Raw genomic sequence first — 20,294 nt, forward strand, 5'->3', positions numbered from 1 at the left:
ATACTAGTATTCCTCAACAATAACGATTGTTTCGTAACCTTGCGCATAGCGAACTTTGCCGTACTCATCATACTTGGGCTGACCTGTGCGAGTATCCAATACCGGAACAGAACCCTTGCCCGCCGCAGTGACCGCACGGTGAATCGTTTGGATTTGACCCTTGTGAACACGAACGCAACCCGAGGAAGCGCGCTGACCCAACATCGCCTCGCCCGCCGCCTCGCCGCCGGAAAGATCTGGTGGCACCTGGTGAACAGCCAAACCACGAGTTTCATTGAAGAACATCGCAAATGGCATCTGGAACTTGGATTCGCCAGAACGGTAGGTGTGATCGTGAACGCGCTTGATCGTGTAGAAGCCACGAGTTGTGTGTCTCCAGTGGGAAGATGTGGTTCCTTTGAAGATCTTATTTACCACACCACGCATTTTGCTGATGTATTCTACGTCCTCACGACCTGTGGAAACATAAGTGGAAAGCTGAAGCTGACGGTTTGTATAAAGACGCAAGGTCTGAGCTTGAGGCCCTTTCGCCGCTTTATTGATAACGATCACATTAGTGTACTGGCTCAGGTAAGTTTCGCCGCGCAGATAAGCTTGCTCATTAAACAGACGACCACGAGGAGCTTCGTAAGAGTCCTCAACCATCAGTTTACGCTCAAGAGCAGAAGATTGAGCAAAGGCATTGAAGGACACCAAAGTGGCAACCAAAAGCAGGCCGAAGATAGCCATCATACGATTCATGAGATCTCCCCATTTGAAAATATTGCCGTTAGCGAGGCAAAATTCGTCTTTTTAAAGATGGGTCTATCTAGCAGAAAGATTACACAGATCGAATCTATATTGTGCGTTGTGTAACATTTGTGCATTTTGGAAAATTCTACATACAGCCACTACTCCCGTTGATTCGTCTCAAACTCGAACATCAACCCCCTGGGACTGTAAAGGACTGCGGGCGATAGGACTCACACACTGACCGTAAGACGTTAATATTATTGTGAAAGTTTTCATCTGAACTCTCTTTATACAATGTAAATAAAGACTACGCCCATCTTCATCAGATTGCTCATAAGGTGGCATCCCGGTTGCTTTGAAGACATTGCGGGGGGAACGATGTCATTTAGAAGTGGTGTTCTTATTTTAGGCTCAGTCACTCTTGTAACGACTTTTCAGAACTGCGCACCACAACAGGTTCAGTTTGCCGACCTGGCTTCCATGGAGTCTGCAGGAATCCCCGAGGCTCCCGTTTGTCGTGAGATGATCACAGAAGAGGTCAAGCCGGTCCTTGATTATGCCTGGGTTCCTGAATCCAGCGTGCTTCCCGAATACAAACAAGTGATGGCGGCTCCTGTAGTTGGTGACCTGGACAATGACGGCATTCCTGAAATCTTATTTGTGACATTTAAAAATCACGCTTATGAAAGCGACGGCATCTTGCGTGTTATCAATGGCCGCACGGGCGAAACCAAGTGGAGCGCTTCTGAAGACAGCATTCGTCCTTATGGTTCAACGTCGCCTTTGCTATTAGATATTGATCGCGATGGCCGTCCGGAGATCTTCTATCTTCAACAGAAGAAAAATGCAGTCGTTGCTCTTAATAATGATGGATCCCTTCGCTGGACGCTGACACTTCCAACTTCCTTGGGTGGATGTAAGGGTGGCTTCGCTGGGGCTCAACTGTTGAATCAGACGGGATCTTCCATTTTGGCTGGGAACTATGTCATCAATGAAAATGCCTCTAAAAAACCATCCATCGCATTTCAGCTGGACGAACAAACCACGTCCTGTGACACCTACGCCACCAGCTTAAGTACACTCAAAGGCAGTGCTTCTCATATCGTCAGCACATCTGGTGTTTATAATGAAACCGGAGCCAAGCTGTGGTCTTTCAAGCGCACAGGCACGCCGGCTTCTGCTGACCTGATTCCAGAAACCGCAGAGCTTGAGATCGTCGTTACAGGTGGTGGTTACCTGACTATCTACAACGGCCTTACTGGCGAAGTTATTGCCGATAAAACTTTGGCCGAGCACTCGGATCTGATCTGTAAACTAGATGCTCAGAAACGCCCGGTGGTGGGCGGTGGTCAAGCGTCCATTGGTGACTTTGATGGCAAGGCCGACACTTTGGAAATCGCCATTGCCACCGGCAAATCCCTGACTATCTTTGATAGCCACGGGAATAAAATTGCAGGCAGCGTGACTCAGGATTGCAGTTCCTTGGTGACAGGCATTACGTCTTTCGATTTCAACGGCGATGGCAAACCTGAAATCATCTATGGTGACGAACAATTCCTGCGCATCTATGAGATGGATAAATCCGGCGAGCTGAAAATTGTCTGGTCCACTATCAACCCCTCAGGCACATTGCGTGAATATCCAGTGGTGGCCGACGTCAATGGTGATGGATATGCAGAGCTGGTGGTTGTCGCCAATAACTATGCGGTCAGTGGCCTTTATAAAGTTGAGGCGGACAAAGCAGTTGCACAGAACATCACGGGTCTTCGTGTATTCAAACCCAGCACCGCAGGTTCATGGATGCCAAGCCGTAAAGTTTGGAATCAGCACGCGTACTTCAGTTCCCATATCAACGACGACCTGACTGCCAACGCCTCAACAATGTTGAACTCGGTCAGCGGCAAGTCGTTCAAAGTAAATCTGCAAGGCCGCAGTACTACGATCTCTTGTCGGGAACAGTAACCATTGAATAAGTAGAGAATTGGATTTTGCTGTCAGCAGAAACAAAAAAACCGCCTGAGGGGCGGTTGTTTTTCGATAGAGCCAATTTTCTGGTGAAAATTGGTAGGGAGTACAGGATTCGAACCTGCGACATCCACCTTGTAAGGGTGGCGCTCTACCAACTGAGCTAACTCCCTATTGGCTTAAGAGAGACCATTTCTAGCAATGGTCTGTTCCTTAAGCAATATCTTTTTTAATAAAAGTCTATTTTTTTATGTCTTCCATGCAGATTCGTTGGCTCAATGTCGCTGAAATCTTCACAGTTTGCATATGAACCATTTCATCTGTCCCGCCACGCTCCAAAGTACCGATAGAAAGGACCATAACCTCGTCCATTGGCATCCCTTGAAGTGGTGGTACCGGAGAATCCTTCTGGCTGATCGCCGTCATCTGGACACGGTAAATAGCCCCACCCTTGCTGGTCATCTGAGCCAACACTTTTAAGTGGTTCTCATGACCTACGCCCGTTGCCAGGACTTTGCAGGTTTCGCCGTCAAACTGCTTCACCTGAAGCTGACGAACGCCCGTGGATTTTTGACGAACCACTTTCAATGCAAAGTAGGAAACGTACTCCCCTTGCTCGACTTTCCAGATACCCTGGATGTCTTGCCATGGGAATGGCTGCGCCAAGTGGAATGGCCATGGAACCCAACGGTCATCACTGGCTGGCATTATATGTTCTTCGACCTTAGCATGAGCCCCTACAGAGTATGCCATGCTGGATAAAGTCACCAAAGTTGCGATTAAAATTTTGCTCAACATGAATCCCCCCTAGTGCTCGAAAGAAACTCGAGCCGCTTTATTCATGTAATATCCATTTTTGGCTCTAAAGATATACTTAGGCTTCTCATAATCCGGTTCAATCAGTTTACGCAGACGTTTGATCGTCACGTAAATCTTATTGTCGTGGATGGCAGGATCATACGGCTGCTTCCACACATTCTCAACCAAGAATTCCTTGGAATAGATCTGACCCTGATTTTGTACAAACAAACGCAGCAGATCCAAAAGGATAAACTGATTTTTGAAGTCAATGCGACCCAGTTTCTTCTCGATAACCGAGTGATTGGCTTCATCAAATATGAGGTCGAAATTAGATTGAGTCTCGCCGCCGATTTTTTCAGCAAGATGGCGCACCATACGCGCCAGACGTTTATGGTTTTCACCATCAACAGATCTTTGCGCCAAAGTGATATAAGTGCGAGCCATGTCCTTGTCGCCGATTTCAAAGTACGTGTCGGCCAAAGCACCCATCAGATAGTTGGACATAACCACATTGCGGGTCTCACGAACGATGTCGTAAGCCTTCCACAAAACCTCGATGGCTTCGTCATACTTTTTCATCTGTTTCAGAATGTCAGCATTCAGGAACAAGGAAGACGCCTGCAGATCCGGCATCTGGTAAACCTGGAAGAAGACCTGAAGATTGTAGATCTCTTTCAAAGCATCGGAATAGCGCGCGGAAGACGGATGTGAATAGCACATCGCCAAACCAAAAATCGCGTGACAGATATCTTCTTTGTTATCGGATGCAAGAGCGATCGCCAGGGCCTTTTGGAGATAGTCCATAGCGGTATCGATCTGGCCTTTGTAGGAAGCACAAACTGCGAGTGTGTAGTACGTTTTGGAATTAAGCTCAAAGCCCTCTTTAAGAACCAGATCCTGAAGCTTTTCTTTAGCCAGGTTGATTTCTTCAAATTGCTCGCGCTCAGCAAAGATGCGCAGAAGCAGGTTGATGCACTTCAAGTATTGAGAGAAGTTCTTCTCGGCAAAGAAAGCCTTTGTTGCTTCCTGAAGATTGTCCACGGCAGGCGTGAACTCTCCTCGGTCGTAATAAAGCTTGCCGAGCTCGAAAGCACGATCAGTTGGGTTCATAAGTTCCTAAAACTCCAAAACAAAAAACAAATTACTCGCAGGGGACAGGTTTTTACAGATTGTCAGGAATACGTCAATGTAAGACGCGGACAGTTGCTCACAAATTAGGCATACTGAGAATTGATTTCAGGAATGTAATGCGCGATCGAAACACAAAGTGCATATTCTGCGGCGTGAGAGACGAAAAAAACGCTAGGAGAGCGGGTTTCCAGCCTTTTGGAAGCGTTTCCATTCTTGCTCGGTCATCAGCGTGACAGATTCTGTATTGGGATCAAAAACAATGCGGACATGACCTTTTTCAATCTGCTTTTGCAGTTGTTGCACTTTCGTTTCGTGGGCCACTTCACTCACACCGTAGTCGGTGCCTTCCCGCTGAATAAAATTTTCAATCACTCCACGAAGAGCGGCCTCGCTCAAATCATCTTTGGAAACTTCAATCGGCGGAACTGGTGCTTGCGAATTATCTCTCATACTTTCTTCCTAGATAGTGCTCGTCCTATGACTGGCTCGTGAAACAAATCAGAGGGCCAAAAGCCGAGTTCTTACTTTTAACATAAGGAATTTTTCAAAATACATCAAAAATCAGTGAAGATTATTGAAACGACACTCTAGTGAGGACCCCGAAATGTCGAATCTACGTCTATTCCTGCTCTGCCTGACCCTGACGACGTTCTTGGCTTCCTGCTCTCAATCTTCTTCAGGTAAGAAATCCTCGGATAATCAATCCACGGAAACTCCTCCGCAGACAACGCCACCGCAAACTCAACCAACTCCAGCGCCTGCGCCTACACCAACACCGACTCCAACTCCACCCGAGGAGCCAGCGCCAGTTCCTGCGCCTTCACCGACTCCAGAAGAGCCGACCCCAGCACCAGTACCACAGCCAATTCCAACACCGCAACCTCCAATGCCCGCGCCTACTCCAGAGGAACCCGAACCTGCGCCGCAACCAAACCCAGCACCACAACCTCCAACTCCACCTACACCTGCGCCGGAGGAACCTACACCTGCGCCAGCTCCAGAGCCTGCACCGGCCCCCGAGGAGCCAGTGCCTGCCCCTAGTCCAACACCGGCTCCAACTCCGACTCCGGAACCCGCGCCGACCCCTGCGCCCGCGCCTGAGCCTGCGCCAACACCTGTTCCACCGCCTGTGGCCACTACTTGCCCTGAAGGTTATGAGAAGGTTGCGGCGAATGCCATTGTGAAAACAGATGCCTACTGTATCGCGAAGTTTGAGATGAAAAAGGTTTCCAACAAGGCCACCTCCATCGCCACAGGCAAACCTTGGTTGGCCAACAAAGCGACAGCGCAAGATGCCTGCGCGGCTTTGGGCGCGGACTATCGCCTGCCGACAAATGCCGAGTGGACCGCAGCGGCTTTAGAGATCTATAGCAACGAAGAAAACTGGGTGGATCGCAAAAAGAATGACACACTTTACACAGGTTTCTATTCCGGATGGACCGAACCTATCGAGATCAAAGATGTCACGAACCCTTATGATGGCACCGGCAAAAAGAAGGGCGAAGAGCGAAGAACATTTGTTCTGAACAGCGGAGCCGTAATCTGGGACTTCGGTGGCAATGCCTGGGAATGGGTCAGCGACACCATTTACGGAAACTCCTACACACCGGACCTTTCCAGTCACTATGGCCGCACTTATCACAACAACAATTGGGATGTGAAACCGGGCTCCAAACAGCTCTTTGATTTCACTGGCATGACGGACGCCGGAAAGAAAGACACTTACATGGGAAGTCTGTTTGGTGGAAGCACCGGAAAAGTCATTCGTGGGGGCGCCGTTTGCATTCACTCTAAAGGCGTGACAGGCATCTTCGCCGCCAACATTGGTGACATCACCGCCGATGATCTGCAAGCTCCGGCCTCGTGGAGCCTGAAGATGAATAACATCGGCTTCCGCTGCGTGACCAAGCCTAAATAGTCCCTGTCCAGAATATCGACAGCTTTTCAAAGCCCTCCTCGAAATGAGCGAGGGCTTTTTCTTTTTTCCGGCGGCACCTGAATTGCTCCCTCAAAGCCGAATTGAAAAAGTAAGGAGCGTTCCATGAGATTACAGAATGTCGCACGTATCGCATCTGCCGTTCTCACCGTTTCGAGTCTTTGGATTTCCCAAGCGGAAGCCAAACAAGCCCCCACTAACAAAGCAGAGTTCTGTGCCATGACTGCACAGGACTATAAAGACCTGTTGATGAAGTCAGAGAATCATTTGGCCTTTGTGAATGAAGGAGGCATCGGCAATCAAGGCGTGTGCTGGTGGCACTCCATGTTCACCAGAAACGCGACTTATCTGGCGATCTATCGCCCGGAACTGCCCCGCCCGACTCGCTCCGAAGCCCGCCAGATCATCGAAGACATTTCCGCCAACCGCGGCGTGGTTGACATTCCCGGCTTTAAAAATCTGGAAGAGTTTTCCGCCGCACACCGCAGTCAGATCCAGACCGCGTTGGACGCCGGGCAGATCGTCGATGGTGGCATTATGTTTGGCTGGATTCGCGGCGTGACCGGAAATCATTTTGTGTCCGCAAAAAAACTGGAAAAGATGATGAATGATCTTTACAGCGAAGTGCGCAGCGGGCGCGTGGCTTATCAGATGCTGCAAATCGAAGGCATCATGGCCCACGCCTGGCTGGTGGTTGATATGGAACGCAACGGAGACGGCTATATCCTGAAAGTTCTAGATAGCAATGATCGCGATGTTTACAAGGTTTACTACCGACGCGGTATGGAGCAATTGGTGGATTATAATTCTGTCCCCTACACCAGCCGCAATGCAGTTGATTATCAGGGCTACAAGAATGCCAAGTCTTACTATTGCAAGCGCAATATGAACGCCAAAGACATTCGCGAACAAAACAGCAACCGCTAAATCATCATACATTAAAAAAGAAAAAGGCCGGTATTTCTACCGGCCTTTTTTGTTTGTTGTTAATCAGACAAGTCTTAGTGGTGATGAACCGACTGACCCGTGTACTGAGCTTTGATTCCGAACTCGCGCTCCTTTTGAATCTTGAACAATTCTTTCGGAGACTTGATATCCAGAGCATTGATCAGAACCTGATCCACATGGTCCACCAGGATCACTTTCAGATCCTTCATCACATCCTTAGGGATGTCCTTAAGATCTTTTTCGTTCTCCTTAGGGCAGATGATCAGCTTGATGCCACCGCGGTGAGCAGCAAGGATCTTCTCTTTCAGACCACCGATCGCCATCACACGTCCACGCAATGAAACTTCACCAGTCATCGCCACTGTGCGCTTCACAGGGACTTTCATGATCGCTGATACGATGGAAGTCGTCAGTGCGATACCTGCAGAAGGACCGTCCTTAGGAACTGCACCCTCTGGCAAGTGGATGTGCACGTCGATGTTAGAGAAGTATTCTTTGTCCAAACCGAACAAAGGACCTCTTGAACGAACGTAGCTCATCGCCGCCGCACAGGATTCTTTCATCACATCACCCAGCTGACCGGTCACAGTGAACTTGCCTTTGCCAGGCACCACGCTCACCTCGACTGCCAGAAGGTCACCGCCCACTTCCGTCCAAGCCATACCGTTCGTCAGACCGATTTCGTTTTCAGTCTCGATCATACCGAACTTGTACTTGTGCGGCCCCAGAAGCTCGACAAGTTTCTGTGGAGTAACCACATAACCTTCGTTCTTCTTCGTGGATGTCTTCGCTCCTTTAGCGCCTTTTTTGGCTGCCACAGCTTTTTTCTCTGTTTTAGCTTCGGCTTTGAAAGTTTCCAAAGTTTCGTTCATCACGATGTCTTTGGCGACCTTACGAGCCACGTTGGCAAACTGTCTTTCCAGGTTACGAACGCCCGCTTCACGAGTGTAGTAGCGGATCACATCGCGGATGGTGTCATCCTTGATGGTGACTTTATAGTCTTTCAAGCCGTGGTTTTCCAACTGCTTCGGAACCAGGTAGTTCTTCGCAATGTGGAATTTTTCCTGCTCAATGTAACCTTCAAGATTGATGATCTCCATACGATCCAACAGAGGTCTTGGAATCGTATGCAATGAGTTCGCTGTCGCGATAAACATCACTTTAGAAAGGTCATATTCAAGCTCCAGGTAGTGATCCTGGAAATTGCTGTTCTGCTCAGGGTCCAAAACCTCAAGCATCGCAGCAGCCGGGTCACCTCTGAAGTCATTGGCCATTTTGTCGATTTCATCCAGAAGAACCAATGGATTGCCTTTATCCACTTTACGAAGCGCCTGCAGGATTTTACCTGGCATCGCACCCACGTAGGTTTTTCTGTGACCGCGAATTTCTGCTTCGTCACGCACGCCACCCAAAGAGATACGCGCAAATGGACGATTCAAAGATTCCGCGATGGATCTAGCCAAGGAAGTTTTACCCACCCCTGGAGGACCTGCCAAACAAAGGATCGGCCCCTTCATATCTTTGGAGATCGACAAGACTGCCAGGTATTCCAAGATACGGTCTTTGACTTTTTCCAGACCCCAGTGGTCTTCGTCAAGAATGCGCTGGGCATTTTTGATGTCATGTTTTTCTTCTGTGTAATCAGCCCATGGCAAAGACAGAACCCAGTCGATGTAGTTGCGAACCACAGTCGCTTCCGCAGACATCGGTGACATCATTTTGAGCTTTTTAATCTCTTTCATGACCTTGTCTTTGGCTTCCTGGCTCATCTTCTTGTTCTTGGTTTTGATCTCAAGATCTTGAAGCTCTGCCTGGTAGTCGTCTTTTTCGCCAAGTTCCTTCTGGATCGCCTGCATTTGTTCATTCAGATAGTACTCTTTCTGAGAGCGCTCCATCTGTTTCTTCACGCGCGTGCGGATCTTCTTTTCCACTTCAAGGATTTCGATCTCGCCCGTCATCAGGTTCAGAAGGTGTTCCAGACGTTTGGAAGGATCTATGATCTCCAATACAGTTTGCTTGTCTTCCAGTTTCAGATTCAATTGAGCTACGATGATATCCGCAAGCTCACCCGGATTTTCGATGGTGGAAACACGCATCAAAATCTCTGGCGGGATACGCTTGTTCAGTTTCACGTAGGTCTCGAACGTTCCTTTGACGGAGCGAACCAGGGCCTGCGCTTCAACGATATTCGTAGGATCTTCATCCAGGGCTTCAACAGCCACCGTGAAGAAGTTGTCGTTGTTTACGAAATTCTTAATCTTTACGCGACGTTTACCTTCCACCAGAACTTTCACAGTTCCGTCTGGCAAACGAAGCAACTGGATGATTGTTCCAACAGTACCGATAGCAAAGATGTCTTTGGGTTCGGGATTGTTGGTTTTGGCGTCTTTTTGAGCCGCCAAAACGATATCGGTTTGTTTGCTCATCGCTTCTTCAAGAGCGTTGATGCTCTTTTCACGACCTACAAACAAAGGCATCATCATATGTGGAAAAATGATGAGGTCTCTTAGGGGCAAAAGTGGTAGTTGTTGTACTTTTCCCTCGCTCATATCCTCTCCCTCCCTGTGGGTTAACGAGCAGGCTCGCTCCTACTTAGAACCGAACCAAATCTGCTTCGGTTAAAAGATCCATCTCAAACCATGAGCAAATTCTTATACTCAGTCTAACGATGTGTATGATTGCTGGGAAGTAAATATATTGCAGAAAAAATGACTTCTGGTCCTGGCAGCGAGTCCAATTTGCCCTTAAAATAGGCATCATAAGCACACCTAATGCTAACCGATAATTATTCTAATAAGTGTTGGAAATTGAGAATCTTTCCTAATTGTAATTCCAGGGCCCAACATTTTGATACCCTTTTAGTCCATTTGGTTCGATAAGTGCTATGTGACACCCAGAGACAGCAAAAGATGGTTAAGCACCAACTCGCTTTCCCTCAAGCTCCTTATAGCGACTTGGGCGGTCAGCTCGTTTGCGACACTGATTCTTACCGCATTCCAACTTATCATGGACTATCAAAGAGATTTTGATAAGTTGCAGAACAATTTTACCATCATCAAGAACTCTTACCTTGATTCCATGGCCGAGCATCTGTGGTCATATGACACTAGACTTCTCGAAATTCAGCTCGATGGTCTGGGGCGTTTGCAGGGCGTAAGCTATCTGCGCCTGGTGGCTGACAATAAAACAATCTATGAAACTGGGAAATCTGATCCGACCGAAGAAAGTCACAAACGCTTTGATATCTATCACAAAAACACCAACGAGGTTCTGGGTGCGTTGGATGTCGAGTTGGACGTCAAAAGCCTGCGTGAAAAATACTTCCAGGAAGCGATTTGGATCTTCGTTCGTCAGGCTGCTAAAACCGCGGTCGTGGTATTGTTCCTGTACTTCATCTTCAACCGCATTCTGGTCGTTCATATCCAGCATATTGCCGGATACTTGAGTGAGAATCGTGGGCGTGACGCCAAAGATCTGGAGCTGAAACGCCGACCGCACAAAGGACAGGACGAGCTGGATGTTTTGGTCGAATCCATCAATCTGTTCCGATCTGAGCTATTAGAGGCCAATCAAAAACTTGAAAGTTTGAATCAGGCCTTGGAACAAAAAGTGGCGGAAAGAACCCGCCAGTTGACGACCAAGAATGAAAGCCTTGAAAAGGCCATGCTGCAGATCAAGCGCATGCAGGCCACTTTGGTCGCCCAGGAGCGCCTGGCCTCGTTGGGAAGCCTGACGGCCAGCGTGGCCCACGAGATTCGCAATCCACTGAACTTTGTTCTGAACTTTTCAGAGCTCCTGACCGATTCCGAAAATCTGGAAGAAATTCGCGAAATCAGCCGTGTGATCCTGAAACACAGTCAACGCATTGATCAGATCGTGCGCTCCATGCAGATTCTTTCCGGCTATGACAGCGATGTCCTGGAAAATGCGGACCTGAACGAAATCGTTAAAAAAGCGTATCAGGACACGATCACCACACGCTCTCTGGGGTCCAGCTATGTGCCACCAAAGGTGACCTACCGCTTGGGTGAATCCATGCAGGTGCCGGTTTATACGGCGTCTCTGTTGCGTGCTCTTTCCAACATCATCGACAATTCGATTCATGCCTTGGAAAAGAAAGTTCGCAGCAATAAAAACTTCGAGCCAGAACTCGTATTGTCCACAGTCGTCCGCGGTGACTCGGTGGAGGTCACCATCCGCGACAATGGTGTAGGTATTCCAACAATTTTAGGCGAAAAAATCTTCGATCCTTTCCTAACGACGAAATCGGCAGGTGAAGGGGCTGGACTCGGACTCACGGTTGCATTTAATATTGCCCAGAAACACGGTGGCACTTTAAAATACAACAGCGAGTTCGGGCAATGGACTGAATTTATCATGTCCCTGCCCCTTACAGACGAGAGACCGAATTCATGATCCATATTGTGATAGTTGATGATGAAGCGGATACACATCTGCTTTACAAACTGAAGTTCAAGAAGCTGTTTGCACACTGGGGCGAACTGAATCTGGTGTCTTTTTTGAACGCTCAGGAATGTCTGGATTACCTCAAAGACCCGCAAAACCGACCCGTGGATCTGATCCTGTCAGATATCAATATGCCCGGCATGGATGGCTTTGAGCTGCTTAGAGAAGTTCAGGACATGAAGCTGCACATGCCATTTTACATGGTCAGTGCCTATGAATCCTCAGAGTTCCGCACCAAAGCGGAAACTTTGGGCGCCACTCGTTTCCTGAGCAAGCCCGTTGACTTCCACAGACTGGGAGAGGCTGTCCGTCAGGATTTAAATCTTTCCGAATAAAAAAAGCCCCAGGTTTCCCCGGGGCTTCTGGATTTCTCTTATGAAAGCTCTGCACTATGCAGAGCTTTTCTTTTTCGCTTCTTCTTCCTCAGCGCGGATCTCTTCGTCTGTTTTATAGACCAGCATCGGCTGAGCACCATCGTTGATAACATTTTCGTCGATGATCACTTCCTTAACATTGTTCTTGGAAGGAATCTCATACATCACATCCAGCATCGCTGTCTCGATCACACCACGCAAGCCGCGGGCACCGGTTTTACGCTTCAAAGCCATCTGGGCAACTGCACGCAGGGCTTTTTCCGTAAACTTCAGCTCCACACCCTCGAAGCTGAACAGCTTCTGGTACTGCTTGATAATCGCATTCTTCGGACGAACCAGGATGTCGAGCAAAGCTTCTTCATCCAACTGCCCCAGAACCGCAATTGCTGGCAAACGACCAATAAATTCTGGAATCAAACCGAATTTGGAAAGGTCATCCGGCTCTACTTTCGCAAGCAGATTAGCGCTCTTTTCCACTTCTTCGGATGTGCGGATGTCCGCAGCGATCCCCATTGTTTTATTCGTCGTTCTTTGTTCAATGATTTTATCCAAACCTACGAACGCACCACCCACGATGAAGAGGATGTTCGTCGTATCAACCTGGATGAATTCCTGCTGAGGATGTTTACGACCGCCTTTTGGAGGCAGATTCGCCACTGTACCCTCAAGGATTTTCAACAAGGCCTGCTGCACACCCTCACCACTCACGTCGCGTGTGATGGATGGGTTTTCAGACTTACGTGAAATCTTATCGATCTCATCCACGTAGATAACGCCTTTTTGCGCTTTTTCCACGTCGTAGTCGGAAGCTTGAAGCAAGTTCAAAACCACATTTTCAACGTCTTCACCGACATAACCGGCTTCCGTCAAAGTCGTCGCATCCGCCATCGCAAATGGAACATTCAGAACCTTCGCGATAGTTTGCGCCAACAACGTCTTACCGGAACCTGTCGGACCGATCAGAAGAATATTGGATTTTTGCATTTCAACGTCTGCAGATTTTTTACCCTGAGACATTGCGTTCACACGCTTGTAGTGATTGTGAACTGCGACGGCCAAAGTTTTCTTGGCCTGAGTCTGCCCGATCACGTAATCATCAAGGTAAGTTTTGATGTCAGCTGGTTTTGGAACTTTAAAGGTCCCTTTGACCGCCGTCTCTCTCTCTTTTTCCTCGTCGATAATGTCGTTGCAAAGATCAATACACTCATCGCAGATATAGACACCAGGACCGGCGATCAATTTCTTGACCTCTTTTTGGCCCTTGCCACAGAAACTGCATCTCAAAGCACCGTTCGTATCTTTAGTCGTCATCTGCTCTTATCCTTTTTTTGCCTTACGGGATTCAACCACATGGTCAAGCAAGCCGAACTCTTTTGCCTGATATGGATCCATGAAGTTATCGCGTTCCATAGCAGCTCTCAAGGTGTCGTAGTCTTTGCCAGTGTGTGTCTCGTAGATACGAGTCAATTTCTCTTTTGTTTTCACAAGTTCTTTGGCGTGGATTTCGATATCCGTAACCTGACCAGACAAGCCGCCACCAGAAAGAAGCGGTTGATGGATCATAATACGAGTGTTCGGCAGGCTGTAACGCATGCCCTTTGTCCCTGCTGTCAGCAACAAAGAACCCATACTTGCGGCCATACCCATGCAATAGGTCGCCACGTCACACTTTACAAACTGCATAATATCGTAGATCGCCAGGCCCGCAGACACACTGCCCCCCGGAGAGTTGATATACAGATGGATCGGTTTTTCAGGGTTGTCCACTTCCAGGAACAGGAACTGCGCGATGATAGCGTTGGCCACCTCGTCTGTCACTGCCGTACCCAGAATCACGATACGGTCTTTAAGTAGGCGGGAGTAAATATCGTATGATCTTTCACCCTTTGAGGTTTGCTCGATGACGTAAGGAATGAGTGCCACTGCTGTCTCCTGTGGTTGTGATTGAGGTGTCATTCTGTGCTACCTATCGGAATACTGGCGCAGGACTTTATCAAAAAGCCTTTGACCCGTAAAACTGCTGTGCTACATCTAGTAACGCTTAACAAAACCGAATCATTTTAAGGGGTTCATATGGCTTTCAACTTGCTCAACAAAGACATCGACACACTGACCTGCCCGGCTTTGGTCGTGTTTTCCAAGTCTTCTTCTCAAAAAGACAAACTCGCAAAAGTGACTCATTCTGAGCTTCACAAAGCTTTGCTGCCTTCTTTGGAAGAAAAAACAATCACAGGCAAACACCAGGAATGCGTTGTTTTCCGTGAATTCAGCTTCAAAGGTTTCCGCCACATCATCGTGGTTGGCCTTGGCAAAGAAAACGAAATCACTCACGAATCCGTTCGCCAATCCATGGCGTCCGCGTACGAAGCTATCAAATCTTTGAACGTGACTGAAGCAGCCGTTCACTTCGACGGCATCACTTCCGGCAAAAAAGACGCTGCTGACTTTGCAAAAGCAGCTGCTGAAGGTTTGATCCTGACTTCTTACGTATTCAATGAATTGATGTCCGGCAAAAAAGACGCCAAAGAAATCAACGTTCACGTTGTTTCCAAACTGGGTAACGACAAGGCTGTCAAAGCAGCTTTCAACGAAGGCGCGATCCTGGGTTCTGTAGTGAACTTCTCCCGCCGCTTGGGCGATCTGCCAGGCAACTTGATGACTCCGACAATCCTTGCAGACTCTGCAGTTGAAGGTGCCAAAGGCATCGCGAACCTGAAAGTGACTGTTTGGGACAAAGCTCGTATCAAAAAAGAAAAAATGGGCGGCCTTCTGGGCGTTTCCAATGGTTCTGATCAAGAGCCACGTTTCATCATCATGGAATACAAAGGCGCAGCGGCTTCCAAAAAGCCAGTGTGCTTCGTAGGTAAAGGTTTGACCTTTGACTGCGGTGGTATCTCCATCAAGCCAGGCGCTGGCATGGAAGAGATGAAATACGACATGTGCGGTGGCGCGAACGTTATCGGCACATTGCTGGCAATCGCAAAATTGAAATTGAAAGTAAACGCTGTCGGTCTTGTGGCTTCTACTGAAAATCTGATCAACGGTTCTGCGACAAAACCAGGTGATGTTCACACCGCTCGCAATGGTAAAACATTCGAAGTGAACAACACAGATGCCGAAGGTCGTTTGATCCTGGCTGACGCTCTTTCTTATGCAACTGAACTTGAGCCACAAATGATCGTGGACGCTGCAACTTTGACTGGCGCCATGGTTATTGCTTTGGGCAACACTCATACAGGTTACTTCACTCGCAACTCTGCTTTGAAAAACAAAGTTGAAAAAGCGGCTGGTGAGTCTGGTGAATGGGTTTGGAACATGCCTTTGACGGACTTCCACGTTAAAGACATGAAAGGCACTTATGCGGACCTTTCCAATATCTCTTCCGGCAAGGGTGCAGGTTCTGCAACAGCAGCAGCCTTCCTTGAGCAGTTCGTGGGCGAAGGCATCCCTTGGGCGCACTTCGATATCGCGGGCACTGGCTGGGCTGTCGGCAATCGTTTGCCTTATTGCCCTAAGAAAGGTGCTTCCGGCGCGATGATCCGTACCTTCGTTGAAATCGCGAAGCAGTACGCATAGTTTCTGGCTAACTTAAAAGCAAAAAATCCCCCACACCGAAATGGTTGGGGGATTTTTTTTGCCTGAATGAATTTCAGTTTTTTATTGCCAGCTAAAGACGACGGGATGACCCAAGGTTTGTGCGACTTCGGGACCCTCTACCACCAAGGCCTCTGAAGCGCTTTCGTTCACCAGCTTCACTGACTTCAGCAGCCATGTGCGTGGCCAGTCTTCCGGCAGGTTGGTGAAACGAACTGTGACTTTAGGACCTTCGTTGAACTGGAACTCGCCATCTCCGGGTCTTTCTCCCAGAATACGAGCTACAGGAACATACAAAGCATTAATACGGGACATGTCTTCAGAGAAATCGCAGCGACCTTCGACTTCCATCTGTGGCTTATCACCACCGACGGAAACACCTTCGGCTTCAAAGTTCAGAAAGACTTTTTGAAATTCCTGGCAGGCCAATTTCTTTGTGCCACGTTCATCAAGGTAAACAAAATGCCCCAAGGCAATCCCCGCACCCTGACTGTTTTTTTTGATTTCCAATCCCGTCAGCAATCTCTGCTTCACAGCTTCCTGAAGCTTCTCGCCACTTAAGTGAGAGAAATCAAAACTGTTTCTAACAGCAGCCGGATCACGGTTGATTTGATATTCATCTGTGTTGGACTTCAGCAGGCCATAGCCTGTCAGAAAACAAAACGCGAAAAGCCCCGCCCCACCTAAGATTTTTCTCATATTTAAAGTGTCCTTTGCTTTAGAATATCACGGTGATTTCTGGGCACATTCTATTTTGTTTTTTGCTGGATTTTAGTCGCGCAAAACTGCTTCTAACTCCTTCTTTTAGACCGACTTCCCCTACCAAAATCCAGAGGTAAACCTCCCCCTCCTCTATGAAATATTTTCGCCCTTTTCCCCTTGGTAAGGCTTTTCGCCGTGAAAAGTTGGTAATTACCAATGCGATTCCCACTCTGGTTTAAGGGCGCCCATTTGGGCTTTGACACCCCCCGACGGCTTGGGCCATATACCGACAAATGAACAAAACATCCGAGTTCTTATTGAACGAATACCAGAGACGGCGCAACTCTGCGCCGGAACTCACCAATGCACAATTTGCCAAGGTCCTGGGCATCCCTTCCAGCCGCCTCAGCGACTATATCAATGGCCGTCGCATCATGACCCAGGCTATCGGCAAACAAGTCATCAAAGGACTGGGATTGCCTGAATCAGAATTTGAACACCTTCGAGGTCTGATCGAATTCGACAAACGAAAAATTAAAACCTTGCAGCCAGAAGTTCAGCTAAAAGAAGATGAGTTCGCCGTCATCAGTGACTGGTACCACTTCGCAATTCTGGCGTTAGTACCGGTAAAAACATTCCAGCCTAATCCTAACTGGATCGCGGATCGCCTGAATATTCCTGCCGAAATAGCCCAGGCAGCTATCGAAAGATTGTGCCGGGTGGGGTTGCTGGAAGTCAGTGGCGGAAAGTTCAACGTCACACAAAAACAACTGGAAACCACCAACAATATCCCTTCCGAATCCTTGCGTCGCTCTCACAAACAAACACTGGTGCAAGTGCTGGATACAATGGATCGCATTCCGCTGGAATACCGGGACATCACTTCCATCACGTTCCCGATGAATCGCAAAAAGATGCCCGAAGCAAAACGTCTGATCAAAAACTTCCGCAGAAAAATGGCGACGCTTTTGACCCAAGGACCCAAGACGGACGTTTACAACCTGAATGTACAACTCGTACCCGTAACGAAGGTAAGCAAATGAAACTTTTAAGCTTATTTCTTGTTTTCGCCGCAACCTTAAGCTCCATCGGCGCCCAAGCCAACAATTGGTATGACCGTGGCAACGGTGGCTTTATCCTGGTCTGCACAGGTAAAAAATCTGCGGTTTTGGATCTGCATGAAAATGCAACCCGCCAGATCGGGGAAGTTCAATTTTCTTCCTCAACAGCGGTCACCGCAAAAGTTTTGGATCTTATTTCCCGCCTGGAAGCACACGATAAGGGGCGCGCCACTCAGTACAAAGCCTGGGCTTTGAGCTTCTTTAATGAAGTCCAATGGATTCGCGAGGCCTCTTTCAACCAGACACCGGATCTGGGCATGGTGATCATTCCCAATGACTGCCGCCTGGAGCAGGTTGTTTTCCAAAGAAATCCCTCCATCCTGAACAAGACCCGCTACATGGTGGATGAAAATCTTTGGAACCATATGGACACGGACAATCAGGCAGCTCTGATCATGCATGAGATCATCTATCGTGAGTTCATGAACAGTGTAACCAAAGAGATCGCCTCTGAACGCATCCGAATATTCAACCTGGTGCTTCACACGAATATTCTTAAGAATCTGACACAGCCTGAATACATTTCCTTGATTCAGGAGCTTCACTTTACAAGCTACACCAGCCAGAATCTGAAGTTTACAATTGGCTATGAATCCAATGACAAAGGCTGGCTGAACCTTCCGGTGACTTTCAATAGTGCCGGCAACGTCGTGGAAGGCACGCTGGCAGCAGAGCAGACCTTCATTCGCAAACACCTCAGCTATACCTGCAGTGCCACGGAGATTCCGTCTTTGGGTAACGCAAAGCTGGATGACAACGGAACTTTACGCCTGCTGAACATTCAGGACGGTTTTGATACTAAAATCTGCGGACTGCCCTTCGCCACCATTCAGGGCGATGAGGGGACCATCACAATTTCAGGCACACAGTGGAGCTTTGATGAAAATGAGCAGCCGAACTATATCAGTGGCATTCTGCCTCAGGCACGTCACAGCTTCAAATACAAAGGCACCACTTACGAAGTACAAACCAGCGTTCTTCAGAAAGACTCTTATTCCAGCACTTACTACTTTGACAGTGCCATGAATTTGATCGCTCTGGATCTTGGGGGCAGCGCCTGCCGGGATACGAAGACTCAGAACATTATTTTCTCTCGAGCAGCAAATCCGGCATCGGCTCTTTTACTGTCCTTGGATGCCGAAGGAAAGTTGAAGTCCCCGCTTCCGGCTTGTTACTAAATCTGAAAATAAAAAGGCCCGACCTTAAAAAGACGGGCCTTTTGTTTATTCTGTCTAAAAATCTATTTGCCGCAACCTACAGGGGTATATCCTTTGAAAAAGGCTCCCATCTCTTGCGCTTCCATGGCAATCGCCAGCAGACCCAATTTGGCTGTCCAACCGTAAACGTTTTCCTGAGGACAGCCCGGCGTATTGATCGCCAGATCTGACACACACAAACGCTTATAGACCGCACCAGGACTGTTCAAGCTCTCGGTGGAACTCTTCTCGGCATGGGTGCGCAAGAATCCACCGGCCAATTCACAGCCCAGCATGTAGATCACCGGCTCGGCACTGGCGCCATCAGCTTCCACGATCGACGGAATGCCTTCCTGAATAATCACTTCTTCGACATCACGACCACCTTTGGCCGCTTTCATCTTTTTGCGGGACTTGTAAGACCAGGCCTTCACTTCTTCACCCGAACCCACACGAATCACTGCCAGACCATAGGTTCCGGCATTGTTTTTAACAAAAACAAAGGGCTCCTGATTGATGCCGCGTTTTTTGTATTCTTCACGCAGACGATTTAACATCTGATCGACTTTGTCAGCCAAGGCATTGCGGCTGCCTTCGTCACCGATATCAAAGTGTTCAAACAGTTCCGTTTCCACACGCAGCAAGAAAGGATCAATCTTCGCGACTTCTGAAAACTCACTGGCTAATTGATTGTAGTACTTAAAGTACGTGCTTTTCTTTCTTTGATACCAACCCAACTCGCGGGGCGGATTCATGGGGAATTCGCTCATTGTCGGAGCCCACTCTTCGTAAGCTTCCGAGAAGTCGTTATTGCTGATGATCAAGTCCGGCGTGAAGGACTTCAAAAGCTCACCGTCTTTCAACGCGGAATGAACAATCACTTCGTTGCCTGCAGAACTGGTTAATTTTAAAGGCTCCGGCAGTTCGCGAGGGATGGCCACCTTGACCGTGCGGTCTGTGGATTCGATCAGATTGCGAATTGTGTGTACATTTTCCCAGTAAAACGCATTGTTGGTGTGTTCTTCGGTCACCAGCATGATGTTCTTAATCGCAGAACCATAGTGCTTGGTGATGTACTTATCCATCAAAGCCACTGCAGATTCTTTGTCTGTCGGGCAGATGTTATTAAAGCCTGCCGGAAAGATATTCGCATCGACATTGGAAATCTTATATCCAGAATCACGGATGTCATAACTGGAATAGATCGGATAGGACATGTTTGCTGTCTTGGACGCAAACCAAGCACAGATTTCGTTCATGTTGGCGAGTGTTTGTTTGTGCAGAATCAGTTTCGCCATAGTATCTCCTTCGTACAGCAATAACAGAA

At 48.2% G+C, this 20,294-nt stretch carries 18 protein-coding genes and 1 tRNA gene; 8 read left to right on the top strand and 11 right to left on the bottom strand.

Features of this window, described 5'->3' with window-relative positions; genetic code table 11:
* Window positions 1-3 precede the first annotated feature (3 nt).
* Window positions 4-741, bottom strand: coding sequence for a L,D-transpeptidase (locus ACES2G_RS17115; protein ID WP_347358504.1), 738 nt, complete (start codon window positions 739-741; stop codon window positions 4-6).
* A gap of 369 nt (window positions 742-1,110) precedes the next feature.
* On the opposite strand from ACES2G_RS17115, the gene ACES2G_RS17120 reads away from it, so the two are divergent.
* On the top strand, window positions 1,111-2,694 hold the full coding sequence (locus tag ACES2G_RS17120) for an FG-GAP repeat domain-containing protein (protein ID WP_374000846.1): 1,584 nt from the start codon (window positions 1,111-1,113) through the stop codon (window positions 2,692-2,694).
* A gap of 100 nt (window positions 2,695-2,794) precedes the next feature.
* On the opposite strand, the gene ACES2G_RS17125 is transcribed toward ACES2G_RS17120, so the two are convergent.
* The 5 genes from ACES2G_RS17125 to ACES2G_RS17145 all read right to left on the bottom strand — a co-directional run bounded on the left by ACES2G_RS17125 (window position 2,795) and on the right by ACES2G_RS17145 (window position 5,766).
* A tRNA-Val gene (locus ACES2G_RS17125) sits at window positions 2,795-2,870 on the bottom strand.
* Window positions 2,871-2,937: 67 nt separating this feature from the next.
* Window positions 2,938-3,495: a hypothetical protein gene (locus ACES2G_RS17130; protein WP_347355946.1), complete on the bottom strand. Its 558-nt coding sequence runs from the start codon at window positions 3,493-3,495 to the stop codon at window positions 2,938-2,940.
* 9 nt (window positions 3,496-3,504) lie between these two features.
* Window positions 3,505-4,608, bottom strand: a complete 1,104-nt coding sequence (locus ACES2G_RS17135; protein ID WP_347355945.1) for a helix-turn-helix domain-containing protein — start codon at window positions 4,606-4,608, stop codon at window positions 3,505-3,507.
* Window positions 4,609-4,800: 192 nt separating this feature from the next.
* On the bottom strand, window positions 4,801-5,079 hold the full coding sequence (locus ACES2G_RS17140; protein WP_347355944.1) for a YheU family protein: 279 nt from the start codon (window positions 5,077-5,079) through the stop codon (window positions 4,801-4,803).
* A gap of 291 nt (window positions 5,080-5,370) precedes the next feature.
* Window positions 5,371-5,766 carry a hypothetical protein gene (locus ACES2G_RS17145; RefSeq protein WP_374000847.1) on the bottom strand — a complete coding sequence of 132 codons (396 nt, stop codon included), beginning with the start codon at window positions 5,764-5,766 and terminating at the stop codon, window positions 5,371-5,373.
* Between the two features lie 43 nt (window positions 5,767-5,809).
* On the opposite strand from ACES2G_RS17145, the gene ACES2G_RS17150 reads away from it, so the two are divergent.
* Complete coding sequence (locus ACES2G_RS17150) at window positions 5,810-6,547, top strand: SUMF1/EgtB/PvdO family nonheme iron enzyme (RefSeq protein ID WP_374000848.1); 738 nt, start codon at window positions 5,810-5,812, stop codon at window positions 6,545-6,547.
* A gap of 123 nt (window positions 6,548-6,670) precedes the next feature.
* A complete protein-coding gene (locus tag ACES2G_RS17155; RefSeq protein WP_374000850.1) occupies window positions 6,671-7,492 on the top strand; it encodes a hypothetical protein in 822 nt (273 codons plus the stop codon).
* Between the two features lie 74 nt (window positions 7,493-7,566).
* Here ACES2G_RS17155 and lon read toward each other — a convergent pair whose 3' ends face one another.
* Complete coding sequence (gene lon / locus ACES2G_RS17160; protein ID WP_374000851.1) at window positions 7,567-10,062, bottom strand: endopeptidase La; 2,496 nt, start codon at window positions 10,060-10,062, stop codon at window positions 7,567-7,569.
* 337 nt (window positions 10,063-10,399) lie between these two features.
* Between lon and ACES2G_RS17165 the strand changes: the two genes are divergently transcribed.
* Window positions 10,400-11,929 (top strand): ATP-binding protein, encoded by a 1,530-nt coding sequence (locus tag ACES2G_RS17165; RefSeq protein WP_374000852.1) that lies wholly within the window; start codon window positions 10,400-10,402, stop codon window positions 11,927-11,929.
* Window positions 11,926-12,315, top strand: a complete 390-nt coding sequence (locus tag ACES2G_RS17170; protein ID WP_347355937.1) for a response regulator — start codon at window positions 11,926-11,928, stop codon at window positions 12,313-12,315. The genes ACES2G_RS17165 and ACES2G_RS17170 overlap by 4 nt, the downstream gene beginning before the upstream one ends.
* A 54-nt stretch (window positions 12,316-12,369) precedes the next feature.
* Here ACES2G_RS17170 and clpX read toward each other — a convergent pair whose 3' ends face one another.
* Window positions 12,370-13,665 (bottom strand): ATP-dependent Clp protease ATP-binding subunit ClpX, encoded by a 1,296-nt coding sequence (gene clpX, locus ACES2G_RS17175; RefSeq protein WP_347355936.1) that lies wholly within the window; start codon window positions 13,663-13,665, stop codon window positions 12,370-12,372.
* 6 nt (window positions 13,666-13,671) lie between these two features.
* Window positions 13,672-14,310: an ATP-dependent Clp protease proteolytic subunit gene (locus ACES2G_RS17180; RefSeq protein ID WP_347355934.1), complete on the bottom strand. Its 639-nt coding sequence runs from the start codon at window positions 14,308-14,310 to the stop codon at window positions 13,672-13,674.
* Window positions 14,311-14,427: 117 nt separating this feature from the next.
* On the opposite strand from ACES2G_RS17180, the gene ACES2G_RS17185 reads away from it, so the two are divergent.
* Complete coding sequence (locus tag ACES2G_RS17185; RefSeq protein WP_374000853.1) at window positions 14,428-15,930, top strand: leucyl aminopeptidase; 1,503 nt, start codon at window positions 14,428-14,430, stop codon at window positions 15,928-15,930.
* 81 nt (window positions 15,931-16,011) lie between these two features.
* On the opposite strand, the gene ACES2G_RS17190 is transcribed toward ACES2G_RS17185, so the two are convergent.
* Window positions 16,012-16,647: a hypothetical protein gene (locus tag ACES2G_RS17190; RefSeq protein ID WP_347355931.1), complete on the bottom strand. Its 636-nt coding sequence runs from the start codon at window positions 16,645-16,647 to the stop codon at window positions 16,012-16,014.
* Between the two features lie 296 nt (window positions 16,648-16,943).
* Between ACES2G_RS17190 and ACES2G_RS17195 the strand changes: the two genes are divergently transcribed.
* Window positions 16,944-17,693: a TIGR02147 family protein gene (locus tag ACES2G_RS17195; RefSeq protein ID WP_347355930.1), complete on the top strand. Its 750-nt coding sequence runs from the start codon at window positions 16,944-16,946 to the stop codon at window positions 17,691-17,693.
* Window positions 17,690-18,949, top strand: coding sequence for a hypothetical protein (locus tag ACES2G_RS17200; RefSeq protein WP_374000854.1), 1,260 nt, complete (start codon window positions 17,690-17,692; stop codon window positions 18,947-18,949). Before ACES2G_RS17195 ends, ACES2G_RS17200 begins: the two co-directional genes overlap by 4 nt.
* Before the next feature lie 62 nt (window positions 18,950-19,011).
* Here the strand turns inward: ACES2G_RS17200 and gshA are convergent, their stop codons facing one another.
* Window positions 19,012-20,265 (bottom strand): glutamate--cysteine ligase, encoded by a 1,254-nt coding sequence (gshA, locus tag ACES2G_RS17205; protein ID WP_374000855.1) that lies wholly within the window; start codon window positions 20,263-20,265, stop codon window positions 19,012-19,014.
* Between the last annotated feature and the right edge of the window lie 29 nt (window positions 20,266-20,294).

Origin of the sequence: Bdellovibrio bacteriovorus (assembly GCF_041888015.1) — a bacterium.
In the GTDB taxonomy this organism is placed as follows: domain Bacteria; phylum Bdellovibrionota; class Bdellovibrionia; order Bdellovibrionales; family Bdellovibrionaceae; genus Bdellovibrio.

Coding starts and splice junctions, on each gene's coding strand:
- ACES2G_RS17180 (WP_347355934.1), bottom strand. CDS start 14,310: ATGACACCTCAATCACAACCACAGGAGACAGCAGTGGCACTCATTCCT.
- clpX (WP_347355936.1), bottom strand. CDS start 13,665: ATGACGACTAAAGATACGAACGGTGCTTTGAGATGCAGTTTCTGTGGC.
- ACES2G_RS17185 (WP_374000853.1), top strand. CDS start 14,428: ATGGCTTTCAACTTGCTCAACAAAGACATCGACACACTGACCTGCCCG.
- ACES2G_RS17140 (WP_347355944.1), bottom strand. CDS start 5,079: ATGAGAGATAATTCGCAAGCACCAGTTCCGCCGATTGAAGTTTCCAAA.
- ACES2G_RS17170 (WP_347355937.1), top strand. CDS start 11,926: ATGATCCATATTGTGATAGTTGATGATGAAGCGGATACACATCTGCTT.
- ACES2G_RS17120 (WP_374000846.1), top strand. CDS start 1,111: ATGTCATTTAGAAGTGGTGTTCTTATTTTAGGCTCAGTCACTCTTGTA.
- ACES2G_RS17190 (WP_347355931.1), bottom strand. CDS start 16,647: ATGAGAAAAATCTTAGGTGGGGCGGGGCTTTTCGCGTTTTGTTTTCTG.
- ACES2G_RS17200 (WP_374000854.1), top strand. CDS start 17,690: ATGAAACTTTTAAGCTTATTTCTTGTTTTCGCCGCAACCTTAAGCTCC.
- lon (WP_374000851.1), bottom strand. CDS start 10,062: ATGAGCGAGGGAAAAGTACAACAACTACCACTTTTGCCCCTAAGAGAC.
- gshA (WP_374000855.1), bottom strand. CDS start 20,265: ATGGCGAAACTGATTCTGCACAAACAAACACTCGCCAACATGAACGAA.
- ACES2G_RS17130 (WP_347355946.1), bottom strand. CDS start 3,495: ATGTTGAGCAAAATTTTAATCGCAACTTTGGTGACTTTATCCAGCATG.
- ACES2G_RS17135 (WP_347355945.1), bottom strand. CDS start 4,608: ATGAACCCAACTGATCGTGCTTTCGAGCTCGGCAAGCTTTATTACGAC.
- ACES2G_RS17155 (WP_374000850.1), top strand. CDS start 6,671: ATGAGATTACAGAATGTCGCACGTATCGCATCTGCCGTTCTCACCGTT.
- ACES2G_RS17195 (WP_347355930.1), top strand. CDS start 16,944: ATGAACAAAACATCCGAGTTCTTATTGAACGAATACCAGAGACGGCGC.
- ACES2G_RS17115 (WP_347358504.1), bottom strand. CDS start 741: ATGAATCGTATGATGGCTATCTTCGGCCTGCTTTTGGTTGCCACTTTG.